This is a genomic window from Streptomyces olindensis (assembly GCF_040645895.1).
GTDB lineage: Bacteria > Actinomycetota > Actinomycetes > Streptomycetales > Streptomycetaceae > Streptomyces > Streptomyces olindensis.
On record NZ_JBEYZD010000052.1, the window covers coordinates 19,531 to 31,724 of the forward strand.

13 protein-coding genes are annotated in these 12,194 nt (G+C 73.5%); 6 read left to right on the forward strand and 7 right to left on the reverse strand.

The window, feature by feature from the left end; translation table 11 throughout:
- Window positions 1–107: 107 nt before the first annotated feature.
- Both ABZ948_RS28495 and ABZ948_RS28500 read right to left on the reverse strand, forming a co-directional pair.
- Window positions 108–1,745 carry an alkaline phosphatase D family protein gene (locus ABZ948_RS28495; RefSeq protein ID WP_359764177.1) on the reverse strand — a complete coding sequence of 546 codons (1,638 nt, stop codon included), beginning with the start codon at window positions 1,743–1,745 and terminating at the stop codon, window positions 108–110.
- A gap of 80 nt (window positions 1,746–1,825) precedes the next feature.
- Window positions 1,826–2,470: an HNH endonuclease family protein gene (locus ABZ948_RS28500; protein ID WP_359764179.1), complete on the reverse strand. Its 645-nt coding sequence runs from the start codon at window positions 2,468–2,470 to the stop codon at window positions 1,826–1,828.
- A gap of 399 nt (window positions 2,471–2,869) precedes the next feature.
- On the opposite strand from ABZ948_RS28500, the gene ABZ948_RS28505 reads away from it, so the two are divergent.
- Complete coding sequence (locus ABZ948_RS28505; RefSeq protein WP_356519641.1) at window positions 2,870–3,451, forward strand: TMEM165/GDT1 family protein; 582 nt, start codon at window positions 2,870–2,872, stop codon at window positions 3,449–3,451.
- 175 nt (window positions 3,452–3,626) lie between these two features.
- Complete coding sequence (locus tag ABZ948_RS28510; protein ID WP_359764181.1) at window positions 3,627–4,286, forward strand: HAD-IA family hydrolase; 660 nt, start codon at window positions 3,627–3,629, stop codon at window positions 4,284–4,286.
- Window positions 4,287–4,521: 235 nt separating this feature from the next.
- On the opposite strand, the gene cpt is transcribed toward ABZ948_RS28510, so the two are convergent.
- Window positions 4,522–5,055: a chloramphenicol phosphotransferase CPT gene (cpt, locus tag ABZ948_RS28515; protein ID WP_359764183.1), complete on the reverse strand. Its 534-nt coding sequence runs from the start codon at window positions 5,053–5,055 to the stop codon at window positions 4,522–4,524.
- Window positions 5,056–5,082: 27 nt separating this feature from the next.
- The gene (locus tag ABZ948_RS28520) at window positions 5,083–6,387 is read right to left on the reverse strand and encodes a peptidoglycan-binding domain-containing protein (RefSeq protein WP_359764184.1); all 1,305 of its coding nucleotides are present in this window, start codon (window positions 6,385–6,387) and stop codon (window positions 5,083–5,085) included.
- Between the two features lie 172 nt (window positions 6,388–6,559).
- Here ABZ948_RS28520 and ABZ948_RS28525 point away from each other — a divergent pair, with 172 nt between their 5' ends.
- Window positions 6,560–8,611, forward strand: coding sequence for an MDR family MFS transporter (locus ABZ948_RS28525; protein ID WP_359764185.1), 2,052 nt, complete (start codon window positions 6,560–6,562; stop codon window positions 8,609–8,611).
- Window positions 8,612–8,613: 2 nt separating this feature from the next.
- Here ABZ948_RS28525 and ABZ948_RS28530 read toward each other — a convergent pair whose 3' ends face one another.
- Window positions 8,614–9,105 (reverse strand): GNAT family N-acetyltransferase, encoded by a 492-nt coding sequence (locus ABZ948_RS28530; RefSeq protein WP_359764187.1) that lies wholly within the window; start codon window positions 9,103–9,105, stop codon window positions 8,614–8,616.
- Window positions 9,106–9,273: 168 nt separating this feature from the next.
- Between ABZ948_RS28530 and ABZ948_RS28535 the strand changes: the two genes are divergently transcribed.
- The gene (locus ABZ948_RS28535; protein WP_359764189.1) at window positions 9,274–9,990 is read left to right on the forward strand and encodes a hypothetical protein; all 717 of its coding nucleotides are present in this window, start codon (window positions 9,274–9,276) and stop codon (window positions 9,988–9,990) included.
- Between the two features lie 4 nt (window positions 9,991–9,994).
- Complete coding sequence (locus ABZ948_RS28540) at window positions 9,995–10,498, forward strand: hypothetical protein (protein WP_359764191.1); 504 nt, start codon at window positions 9,995–9,997, stop codon at window positions 10,496–10,498.
- Here ABZ948_RS28540 and ABZ948_RS28545 read toward each other — a convergent pair.
- Window positions 10,487–10,924 (reverse strand): DnaJ family domain-containing protein, encoded by a 438-nt coding sequence (locus ABZ948_RS28545; RefSeq protein WP_359764193.1) that lies wholly within the window; start codon window positions 10,922–10,924, stop codon window positions 10,487–10,489. The genes ABZ948_RS28540 and ABZ948_RS28545 overlap by 12 nt on opposite strands.
- Before the next feature lie 89 nt (window positions 10,925–11,013).
- On the opposite strand from ABZ948_RS28545, the gene ABZ948_RS28550 reads away from it, so the two are divergent.
- The gene (locus ABZ948_RS28550; protein ID WP_359764194.1) at window positions 11,014–11,406 is read left to right on the forward strand and encodes a hypothetical protein; all 393 of its coding nucleotides are present in this window, start codon (window positions 11,014–11,016) and stop codon (window positions 11,404–11,406) included.
- Between the two features lie 24 nt (window positions 11,407–11,430).
- Here the strand turns inward: ABZ948_RS28550 and ABZ948_RS28555 are convergent, their stop codons facing one another.
- Window positions 11,431–12,102 (reverse strand): O-methyltransferase, encoded by a 672-nt coding sequence (locus ABZ948_RS28555; RefSeq protein WP_359764196.1) that lies wholly within the window; start codon window positions 12,100–12,102, stop codon window positions 11,431–11,433.
- Between the last annotated feature and the right edge of the window lie 92 nt (window positions 12,103–12,194).

The window sequence follows — 12,194 nt, forward strand, 5'->3', positions numbered from 1 at the left end:
TCGCCGGGAGCGGGAGTCGGGGCCCGTGGGGAAGGATTGACACTCGCTGTGGCATGCGTCACTGGCATCACAGGCCACAGCGGCAACAAACGGGCGGTACGGGTGGGTTACGGGGCAAGCTCGGAGTCCAGGAGCGTCGTCAGACGCGGGCCCGTGCCCTGCCGCGCTTTCGCCTGCTCCAGTCGCAGCCGGGCCGAACGGCCGCGCAGGGTCAGGGTCATGAGCTGGTTGCCGAACCAGGGGCCGCCCGTCTTGCGCCAGCCGACCGGCGGACGGGAGAGGCGGCCGTGCCGGGCGAGACAGCGGCCGAAGCCGCGCGCCACCGCGCTCCAGCCGACCCGGAAGGCCAGCCGGATCGACAGGGGCACGGAGTTGTGGACGGGGGAGCAGACGAGCTGCACCACCCGGGCGTCGGGGCCGGAGCCCGCCCAGGAGGGCTCGGCGACATAGGCGTGGTGCACGTCCCCGGACAGCACGCACACCGTCGCCGGGGCGTCCCTCCCGGAGCCCGCCTCGGCGATCAGCTCCGCCAGCCCGGCGAAGGACTCGGGGAACGCCGACCAGTGCTCCAGGTCGGCGGCCCGCCGCACCTTCTCGCTCAACCGCGCCCAGCGGGCGCCCCGTTCGCCGCGGCACAGTGCCGCGTTCCACCCCTCGGCGTCGTGCACCAGGTGCGGCAGCAGCCAGGGCAGTGAGGTGCCGAGGAGGAGGTGGTCGTACGTCTCGGGCGTGTCCAGCACTTGCTCGCGCAGCCAGGCGTCCTCGCCCGGGTCGAGCATCGCGCGGGCCTTCTCGTCCAGGACGCGGGCCGCGCGGCTGTCCACCATCACCAGCCGGACGCGGCCGAAGTCGCGCCGGTAGCTCCAGCGGGCCGTGGCCGGGTCGGCATCGGCCCGGGCGGCGAAGGCGCGCAGCACGTCGGTGCCGTCGGGGAGCGCGCGGACCTGCTCGTAGACCGGGTCGGCCGCCAGTTCCTCCAGGGAGAGGTTCCCCAGGTGCTGGTGGACCCAGTACGACATCAGGCCGCTCAGCAGCCGCTCCCGCCACCAGTCGGTGGCCCGCATGTCGGCGAGCCAGGCGGCGGAGGTGTTCCAGTCGTCGATGACGTCGTGGTCGTCGAAGATCATGAAGCTGGGCACGGTGGACAGCAGCCAGCGGATGCGCGGGTCGAGCCACGACTCGTAGTAGAGGTGGGTGTACTCCTCGTAGTCCGCGACCCCGCTGCCCGGCGGTTCGCCCAGGTCGCGGCGGGCCGCCAGCCAGCGCTGGGTGGTGTCGGAGGTCTCGTCGGCGTACACCTGGTCGCCGAGCAGCAGCAGGACGTGCGGCCGCTCGCCCTCGGGGTCGGCGGCGAGGCGGGTGGCCAGCGCGTCGAGGGCGTCCGGGCCGACGGGGTCGTGCCCGCCCGCAGGCGGGGCGGCCCAGCGGCAGGAGCCGAAGGCGACCCGGAGGGCGCCCTCCGGGCCCGGCGCGTGGATCGCCGAGGGCGGGAAGGGGGATTCGGGCGGCGGCCACACCCGGGCGCCGTCGAGGAAGACCTCGTACGGCGTGGTCGTACCGGCCGTGAGGCCGGTCACCGGGACGAGCGCGTAGTGGTGGCCCGCGACCTGGAAGGTCCGGGCCGTGCCGCCCGCGCCGTCGGCGCAGCGCACCTCGGCGGCGCACGGACGGCTCGTCTCGACCCATACGGTCGCGGACGAGCCGTCGGTGTACCTCAGCAGTGGTCCGAGGCGCAGTCCCGCCATGGCGATCCCCTCTCCGTCGCCCCGTACGGTACGGAACGACGGAGGTCAGCGGGGAGGTTCCGACACGAAAGCAGCGCGTGTCAGCAGCTCGCGAGGTAGTTCTGCAGCGCGGACTTCTCGGCCGGGTCGACCGAGAGGTCGTAGTAGTACTTCACCTGGACCCAGGCGCGGACGTACGTGCAGCGGTACGCCGTCCGGGAGGGCATCCAGGTGGCCGGGTCCTGGTCGCCCTTGGCCTGGTTGACGTTGTCGGTGACCGCGATGAGCTGCGGGCGGGTCAAGTCGTTGGCGAAGGACTGCCGGCGGGAGGTGGTCCAGCTGTCGGCGCCGGAGTCCCAGGCCTCTGCCAGCGGGACCAGGTGGTCGATGTCGACGTCGGAGGCGGCGGACCAGGTGGCGCCGTCGTAGGGCGAGTACCAGCTGCCGCTGGTGGCGGCGCAGGAGGAGTCCTGGACGACGTTGGTGCCGTCGCGCTTGAGGACGACCTCGCGGGTGTTGCAGGTGCCGGACTGGGTGATCCAGTGCGGGAAGAGGTCGCGGTTGTAGCCGGTGCGGTCCTCGGTGGCCACGGTGAGCGTGGCGAGGTAGGAGCGGGCGGTGGCGCCGCTGACCGGGGTGGGGAGGGCGGCGGAGGCCGTGGGGGCGTTGAAGAGGGCCACGGAGGATATGAGCGCGGTGGCGGCCGCGGCCACACTGAGCCGTCGACGCGCGTAGAACCTGGGCATGCGAACTCCCTGGGGAGAGGGGGGTGTTGGCGAGCGAGCGAGGGGAATGCTCGCGGTGCCGTGTTGCGCACAGGTGTGCGCCCGGTGAGAAGTTAATGACGCGTTCATGACATGACAAGGTTCGGGCGGAAACTTTTCACGCCAGGGGCGTCGCGTACCATGGACGGCGCAGAAGGGGAGTAGCTCTTCGCCGGACCGTCGACATACTGCTCAGCCCGCCTGAGCCGGCGCCCGGAGGCAGGCCTTTCCCAGGCCCGCCAGCGAGACCTTCGGCAAGCAGTGCACGCCCGTGCCGTACGGCACGGGCGCCGAGTGTGCTGCCGTGCCGAGGTGTCGCGTCGAAAATTTTCGACAGGCTCAGCACTCTCGGTGGGGCAGCCCCGACCGATTGAGGAACCCTTGATCAGCCTGACCGTGACGGCCGTCGTCTTCGGCGTCGTCTTCCTCGCCGAACTGCCCGACAAGACCGCCCTGGCGGGCCTCGTCCTCGGCACCCGCTACCGCGCCTCCTACGTCTTCGCCGGCGTCGCCGCCGCCTTCGCGCTGCACGTCGCGCTCGCCGTCGCGGCCGGCAGTGTGCTGACGCTGCTGCCGCAGCAGATCGTGCACGCGCTGACCGGCGTGCTCTTCCTCGGCGGGGCCGCGATGCTGCTGCTGAAGAAGGGCGAGGACGAGGAGGAGATCCGCAAGCCGGAGAACCAGTCCTTCTGGAAGGTCTCGGGCGCGGGCTTCATGCTCATCCTGGTCGCCGAGTTCGGCGACCTCACGCAGATCATGACCGCGAACCTGGCCGCCCGCTACGACGACCCGCTCTCCGTGGGCCTCGGTGCGGTGCTGGCGCTGTGGGCGGTGGCCGGGCTCGGCATCGTCGGCGGAAAGGCGCTGATGAAGAAGGTGCCGCTGCGGCTGATCACGCAGATCGCGGCGCTGGTGATGCTGGCTCTCGGGGTGTGGAGCCTGTGGGAGGCCGTGACCGGCTGAGCTGAACAGTGGGTGAACGCCGGCAGGGGGCCCCTGGCGCGATGGCGGGATTGTTTTGTACCGTGGGGGAACAAAGTGGCCTCCGCCCGTTTTCCCTGACCGGCGGGCGGGGCCGCCTTGTCCCTCCGGGGGCCCTCTCGTGCCCCTCCCCGCGCCCTGAGCCTTGGAGCTGCCGATGACGGCCACCGCCGTGCTCACCGCCCGCGCCCTCCTGCTGGACATGGACGGCACCCTCGTCAACTCCGACGCCTCGGTCGAACGCGTCTGGCGGCGCTGGGCCGAGCGCCACGGACTCGACGGGGACGAGGTCATGAAGGTCGTCCACGGGCGGCAGGGCTACGCGTCGATGGCGCTGCTGCTGCCCGACCGGCCCATGGAGCAGAACCACGCCGACAACGCCCGGATGCTCGCCGAGGAGACGGCCGACACGGACGGTGTCGTCGCGATCCCCGGGGCGCCGGAGTTCCTGGCCTCCCTGCGCGGGTTGCCGCACGCCCTCGTGACCTCCGCCGACGTGCCGCTCTCGACGGCCCGGATGGCGGCCGCCGGGCTGGACCTGCCCGAGGTGCGGGTGACCGCGGAATCCGTCGGGGCGAGCAAGCCCGACCCGGAGGGCTTCCTGAAGGGCGCCGCCGAGCTGGGGGTCGCCCCCGCGGACTGTGTGGTGTTCGAGGACTCCGGCGCCGGGATAGCGGCCGGGCGGGCCGCCGGGATGACGGTGGTCGGCATCGGGCCCCGGGCCGCGGTCCACGAACCGGACGTCGTGGTGGAGGACCTCACGCAGGTGCGTGTGGAGGCTGCCGGGGACGGGACGATCCGCCTCCACGTCGGTTGAGGGGCCGGGCGTATCGGTTGAGGGCCGGGCGTATCGGTTGAGGCGCCGGGCACGCCGGTTGAGGGCCGGGCGCTCCGGTTGAGAGGCCCGACGCATCGGTTGAGAGGCCGGGCACTCCGGATGAGAGGCCGGGTGCATCGGTTGAGAGACCGGGCGTTCCGGTTGAGAGGCGAGGCGTTCCGGTTGAGAGACCGGGCGCGCATCGGCCGACGGGGCGGGGGCTCTCGTGTCCCCGTCAGCCGACGCGGGCGGCGATGACGCGCGCGCAGTCCAGGGACTCGGTGTGCGTCGTGTCCACCTCCAGGTCGTATTCCACGCCCTCGTGGACGACTCGGGCCTGTGACGCGGCCATGCCCTGCACCCGGTCTCCCCGGGCGATCTCACGCCCCGCGGCGACCGCGCCGTCGCACCGGACGCCCACCCACAGCACGCCGAGCCCGGCCAGGGCCCGCTGCCACCGCTGCCGGGACGACGGTCCGCCGAGGAAGACGTCGTCGACGATGACCCTGGCGCCGGCCCGGGCCATGGCGGCGACGCCCTCCGCCCAGGCCGCGTCCAGGGCGCGGAACTCCGGCCCCACGCTCACGCCGCCGTCCGCTTCGAACACGATCCCGGCGTCCGAGTCCCGCAGCTTCGCGGGCAGCGCGTCGACGAAGTCGTCCACGCCGAAGGCCAGCCACGGATCGGGCAGGATCTCCTGGAGGCACCGCACGATCCCGGACTTGCCCGAGCTCGATCCGCCGTTGAGCACGATCACTTGAGTGGTCACGGCGTCACAGTAGGGCGGACGGGCCGGTCATGGCTTCCGGGTTTCCGACTCCAGCCTCTGCCGGGTCTCCCGGTCGTAGACGCCGAGGTCGTCGGTCCGGACGCCGCGTGACCACTGGTACGTACGGACCGCTTCCTCCAGGCGGTCGTCGAAGGAGCCGTCGGCCTCCTCGTCGTAGAGGTACACCTGCCGCAACCGCTGCTGGAGTTCGGCGACCTGCGGGCCCCGGTCGCCGCGGCGCAGAACGGCGGGAGCGTCGTTCTGGCGGTCGTCCGGGGACGTCTGGCCGGGGGTGCTCGCCGAGGCGGACGGCGGCGGTGCGGAGGGGCCGGCCGACCGGGACGGGCTCGGCGAGGCGCTCGGCGTGGACGGCGAGGGGGACGGCGACGCGCTCTCCGTGCGCGACGGCGCCGGGGCCGGTGCGGCCGGGGCCGGTGGCGGGGTCGACGCGCTCGCCTCCGGCGCAGTGGGCGCCGCGCTGCTCGACGGGGCGTCCGGCACGCTCGCCCTGATGTCGTCCGGCAGCGCGGTGTCCCGGGACGGGCTCTCGTAGGAGAACAGCCCGCTCGCGTACCCCGCCGCCGTGACGACCGCCGCGCACGCCCCGACGGCGGCGAGGAGGACCGCACGGCGCCGCCGGCCCGGCTTCGGCCCGGGCTCGCCCGTCTCCTCCGTACGCCGGTCCGGTCCACCGCCGTCGAACAGCCGCAGATCCGTGACGCTCGGCTCGGCCGCGCCGGGCACCAGGGGCGCCGGAATCACCGAGGTGGCCGCAGTGGCGGGGGTGGCCGGGGCGGCCGGCAGCACAGTGGTCGCGTCCGGGTCGACGGGACGCAGAGGCATGGTGGCGTCGGCGGGGGCGGGCGGCTGGCCGGTGTTTCCCGGGGGCGGGGCCTGTGAGGGGGCTTGTGCCTCCGCAGGCGTTGTGTGGGGGTCGCGCGAGGTGGGGCCGGTCGCCCGCGTGGGCTGCTGGGCGCTCTCCCGGGGCGCGGCCGGGGCGCCCCCGGGCACCTGGCCCGGGGTTCCTTCCGCTGTCGGCGGGGGCGCGGCCCCCTCCGTCCGTAACCGTGGCCGCGCGTCCGACTCGGCGCCGGAGGCGTCCGCGTCCGGGTGCGAACCCCGCGCACCCGGCCCGGAGGGCGCCGCGGTGGCGTCGAACTCCACGTACGGGCGGATCCGCAGCGGGTCGAAGTCCTCCGCTGCCGCCGCCTCGGCCGTGCGGGCGTCGCGCAGGGCCTCGGCGGCGCGGTGGGTGCAGGCGCAGGAGGGCGTGCTGTCCGGGCGTCTGGGCGCGCCGCACTCCGGGCACGGGTGACCGTTCGGCGGTTCCACGCGTTCCTCCCTCCCCTCGCGTACTCCCCCTCGCGAACTCCAGAGATTATCCAGATCTCCTCCACAGCGCGTTCGACGAGCCCCCGGAACCACCGCTTCCAAAAGGGCTCGGCGGGCCATAACAGGTCACAGCGGTCACGATGGAAAATGTCACAGACCCTCGGGAGGTCGCATGGCCGGTGACGCGCACGCCACGAGCACGACGTCCCAGGGCGTCGCAGCCCAGGAGCAGGTGCCCGGGAACGTGCTGGTCTCCATCGGCGCGCTGCTCCTCGGCATGCTGCTCGCCGCCCTCGACCAGACCATCGTGTCGACCGCGCTGCCCACCATCGTCAGCGACCTCGGCGGCATGGATCACCTGTCCTGGGTGGTCACCGCCTACCTCCTGGCGGCGACCGCCGCGACCCCGCTGTGGGGGAAACTCGGCGACCAGTACGGGCGCAAGAGGCTGTTCCAGACCGCCATCGTGATCTTCCTGGCCGGTTCCGCGCTGTGCGGCGCGGCGCAGGACATGAGCCAGCTGATCGCCTTCCGGGCCGTGCAGGGCCTCGGCGGCGGCGGGCTGATGGTGCTGTCCATGGCGATCGTCGGCGACCTGGTGCCGCCCCGCGAACGCGGCCGCTACCAGGGGCTGTTCGGTGCCGTCTTCGGCGCCACGAGTGTGCTCGGACCCCTGCTCGGCGGGCTGTTCACCCAGCATGTGAGCTGGCGCTGGGTGTTCTACGTCAACCTGCCGGTCGGGATCGTCGCGCTCGCCGTGATCGCCACCGTGCTGCGCCTGCCGCGCAAGGGGCAGCGGCACGTCATCGACTACCTCGGCACCTTCCTCATCGCCGCCGTCGCCACCTGCCTGGTGCTGGTCGCCTCGCTCGGCGGGACGACCTGGGGCTGGGGCTCGCCGCAGATCATCGGGCTCGCCGTCCTGGGCGTCGTCCTCGCCGTGGCCTTCGTCGCCGTCGAGCGGCGGGCCGCCGAGCCCGTGCTGCCGCTGAAGCTCTTCCGCGTGCGCACCTTCACCCTGGCCGCGGTGATCAGTTTCGTCGTCGGCTTCGCCATGTTCGGCGCGATGACCTACCTGCCGACCTTCCTCCAGGTCGTGCAAGGCGTCAGCCCGACCATGTCCGGCGTGCACATGCTGCCCATGGTGGTGGGCCTGCTGCTGGCCTCGACGGCCTCCGGGCAGATCGTCAGCCGCACCGGCCGCTGGAAGGTCTTCCCGATCGCCGGCACGGGCGTCACCACGCTCGGGCTGCTCCTCCTCCACCAGCTCGACGAGCACAGCTCCACCGCCGAGCTGAGCGGCTTCTTCTTCGTCTTCGGACTCGGCCTCGGCCTGGTGATGCAGGTCCTCGTGCTCATCGTGCAGAACGCCGTCCCGTACGAGGACCTGGGCGTCGCCACCTCCGGCGCGACCTTCTTCCGCTCCATCGGCGCCTCGTTCGGCGTCGCCGTCTTCGGCACGGTCTTCGCGAACCGGCTCGGCGACCAGCTCACGGACGCCTTCCGGGGTGCCCCGCTGCCGCCCGGCGTCTCCGTGGCCGCGCTGGAGGCCGACCCGCGCGGCATCGCCGCCCTGCCGCCCGGACTGCGCCCGCCGGCCCTGCACGCCTACGCCGTCTCCATCACGGACGTCTTCCTGTACGCCGCCCCCGTCGCGCTGCTCGGATTCGTCCTGGCCTGGTTCCTCAAGGAGGACCGGCTGCGCGGCTCGGTCACCGCGCCCGACGGCACGCAGACCCTCGCCAGCAACCCCGTCGAGCGGTCCTCGTACGACGAGGTGTGCCGTGCCCTGTCGGTGCTGGGCACCCGCGCGGGCCGGCGTGAGATCTACCGCGAGATCACCGCCCGGGCGGGCTACGACCTGCTGCCCGCGGCGAGCTGGCTGCTGCTGCGGATCCGCAGGTACGGCTCGGTGGAGCCGGGCGTGCTGGCCGACCGCATGCCCGTGCCGCTGACCGTGATCATGGAGGCCGCCCGGCAGGTCGAGGAGCGGCGGCTCGCCGTGCGCGTGGGCCTCGACCTGGTGCTGACCGACCACGGACGCGAGGTCGCCGAGCGGCTGGCGCGGGCCCGCGAGGAGTCCCTCGCCGCGCTGCTCGGCGACTGGTGGGGCCCGGACCGGCCGACCGACCTCGTGCGGCTCGTGCGGGAGCTGAACGGCGAACTGTGCGGGTCGCGGCGCGAGCGGCCGCAGGAGGCGCGGCCGGCGGGCCAGGCGGTCTGAGCTCAGTCGAGGCGCTTGCTGAACCAGTGATCGGCGTACGGGTCGTCGTTGTACGGTTCGGTCTCCCGGTAGCCGAGCCGGGCGTACAGGGCGCGGGCCTCGACGAGGTCGCCGCGGGTGTCGAGGATCATCCGGGTGGCGCCGAGCGCGCGGGCGGCGTCCTCGGCGGCCCCGACGAGCAGCGGGGCACCGCCCTTGCCGCGCAGCGGCTCGCGCAGGAACACCCGGGTGAGCTCGGCGGTCGCGCCGTCCAGCAGCCGTACGCCCGCCGTGCCGGCCGGCTCGCCGCCGTACCGGGCGACCAGCAACCGCCCGCGCGGCGGCGCGAGGTCCGCGCCGGGCTGGGCGGCGATCTCCCGCTCCAGCTCGTCCGGGTCGGTCCGGCGCCCCTCGTGCAGCAGGTACCAGCGGTCGCTGACCTCGGTGTAGTACGCCCGCCACAGGGCGGCGGCGACGGGGGAGTCGTACGGTTCCGGGGCCACGGTCCAGGTCATGACCGGCATTCTCCGCAGGCGCCGTACCCGGTCCGCAACCGGTTATCCCGGGGATGCGCGCGCCGCGGGCCGGGCCCGGGTGCCGTTTGGCGGCCTGCTTCCGGGCTACCCGACCGGCGAACCGGCTCGCGAGGAGAGCCGGTTGGGCCGAGAACCCGGAAGGCATTCATGTCCACTGGCCTGATCATTGCTCTGATCGTGATCGCGGCGGTCGTCGTCATCATCGCGGCCGCCATGACCCTGCGCGCCCGAGGGGCTCGGCGCGGCCCGAGCCTGAAGCGGCGCTTCGGACCCGAGTACGACCTGGCCGTCGCCCGGCACGACGGTGACACCAAGGCCGCCGAGCGCGAACTCGCCGAGCGCGTGGAGCGCCACGGCGACCTGCGCGAACGAGCGCTGGAGCCGGCGCAGCGCGAGCAGTACGAGGCGCGCTGGACGGCCGCCCAGGAGCGGTTCGTCGACTCGCCGCGGGAGGCGGTCGCCGAGGCGGACCGGCTGCTCGCCGAGCTGGCCGGCGCCCGGGGCTTCCCGGACGGCGGGCAGTACGAGGAGCAGCTCGCGGCGCTGTCCGTGCACCACGCCCACCACGTGGACGGCTACCGGCGCGTGCACCGCGCGGCGCACCTGCGCGCGGACGACGCCCGGGACGGCGGCACCGGTACGGAAGACATGCGTGAGGCCATGGTGGCGGCCCGCGCCCTGTTCGAGGAGCTGGTGCGGCCGGCCCGCCACGACGGCGGCGGCCACGTCGCCGGCCCGCACCTGGGCGGACGCCATGAGGGCGGACGGCACAAGGCCGGGCTGAGCGGCGGCCGCAAGGCTCCGGCCGCTCGCGGCGGGCACCTGCCGTGGGCCATGCACCGACGTCAGGCGAAGGAGAGTTGAGGCGATGACCGACATGACCCGACCGCCGGGCGACGACGCGCCGGCCGCCCCCGACGCCCGCGGTGAGACCGCCCTGGGCACCGGCCACGGCACGGACCGCGCCACCGGCGCCCGCACCCCCTCCGTCGCCGAGGAGGACCGGCTCGCGACGGCCGGCACCCCTCCCACCGGCGACCGCACCGGACCGCGTGAGGCAGGCTCCCCGGGGGGCGCCCGGTCCCACCTCCTGCCGCACGACGAGTCCGACAAGCTCGGCTCGCAGCTGCACCACGCGGTCGCCGGGTTCGTCGACGGACCCCGGGCCGCCGTCGAGGAGGCCGACCACGTGCTGGAGGAGATCGCGGCCCGCTTCACCGAGGCCGTGACCCAGCGCCGCCGCACCCTGCGGCACTCCTGGCAGTCGGTCGAGGGCGGCGAGGGCAAGCCCGTGTCGTCCGCCGACACCGAGCAACTGCGGCTGGCCCTGAAGGACTACCGCGAACTGGCGGAACGACTGCTACACGTCTGACCCGGGTACAGAGCCCGGTCCCCGATCCGCCCGGCGCTCCCGCCACTGCCGTACGACGTCCTCGACGTCGTACGGCTTCCTGCCCAGCGGGGGGCCGGGCGGCGGTTTGAACATCATCGCGCGGATCTTGTCGTTGATCTCCCCGATGATCTTCCGGACGATCCGCTCCGAGGGGGCCGCGAGGGCCGCCGGCAGCGCGTCATCGGCCTCCTTGCGCAGCGCCAGCGCCGGCGGGAGCACCGAGAAGCCCTCGCGGGCCATCTTCCGCTTCACCCACCACAGTTCGTCGTACGTGCTCTCGACGTCGGGCGGGAGCGGCCGGCCCGCCCCGGGCAGCCGTTCGAACTCTCCGCGCGCCTCCGCGTCACGGATCTGTTTGTCGACCCAGGACTCGAATTCCACGCCGGGTGGCTTTCGCTCGGTCATGAGGCCATTGTGCCGGACACCGCGCAGCCGGGCGTTCTATCATGCGGCGGGCTCGCAGGCCCGTTCAGGACGTCTCAGGAGGAGCGCACGTGCTCGAACTCACCATGGCCGCCGTGTCCGCGGCGGAGGAGGGTGCCACGGCCGGCATGCTCATGGCCGACGCGCCCAGCGAGCCGGGTGCCGTGCTGCGGGTGGGCCGTGACAAGTCGGTGTGCCGGCTCAGCACGCCGGACGACTGGCTGTTCGTGTCCCGCGTCCACCTGGAGTTCCTCTGCGGGCCCGACGGGACCTGGCAGCTCACCTGGCTGCGCGGCTCCCAGCCCGACCCGTCCTCCGAAGTCAGCCTGACGGTCGGGGAGTACGCCCAGCCCCTCGCCTACGGCGGGACCGTCCCGCTGCCCAGGGGCGGCAGCGGCGAGATCATCGTCCAGGACCGCACCGCCCCGCGCAGCGTCAACGTGGGCTTCTACCACGAGGTGTGACCGCCGGTGCCGGGCGGCCCGGCGTCACGCCAGCACCCGCGCGAGCGCGAAACCGTCGTACCCCTTCGTGCCGACCGTCTGGATCGCCGTGCCGCTCAACCTCGGGTGGCTGCCGATCAGTTCGATCGCGGCGCGGGTGCCCACCACGTCCGGGGCGGTGCTGTCCGCGTCGGTCACCCGGCCGCCGCGGACCACGTTGTCGAGGACGATCAGACTGCCCGTGCTGGTCAGCTTGACGGCCCAGTCCACGTAGTGCGGGTTGTTCGCCTTGTCGGCGTCGATGAAGACCAGGTCGAACGGCGGCGGGTTCTCGTCGGCCAGCTGGGGCAGCGACTCCAGGGCCGGGCCGACCCGGACCTCGACGAGCTTGTCGAGGCCGGCCCGGGCGATGTTGCGGACGGCGACCTCGGCGTGCTTGGGGTCGTACTCCAGGGAGATCAGCCGCCCGTCGGCGGGCAGGGCGCGGCCCAGCCAGATGGTGCTGTAGCCGCCGAGCGTGCCGATCTCCAGGATGTGGCGGGCGCCCTGGATCTGGGCCAGGAGCTGGAGGAGCTTGCCCTGGTTCGCCGCGACGCTGATGTGCGGGAGCCCGGCGGCGTCGCTGTCGCGCAGGGCTGCCGCCAGGGCTTCGTCGTCCGGGGCGAGGTGGGCGGTGAAGTAGGCGTCGACCTCGTCCCAGACGTGCGACTCGCTCATGCGGCTGCCTTTCTGTGCCTAGTTAGGGATGCTAACCAGCAGGCCAACGAGTGTGAGCGGGCCGGGGTTCCGCACGGGCGGCCGGGAGACGG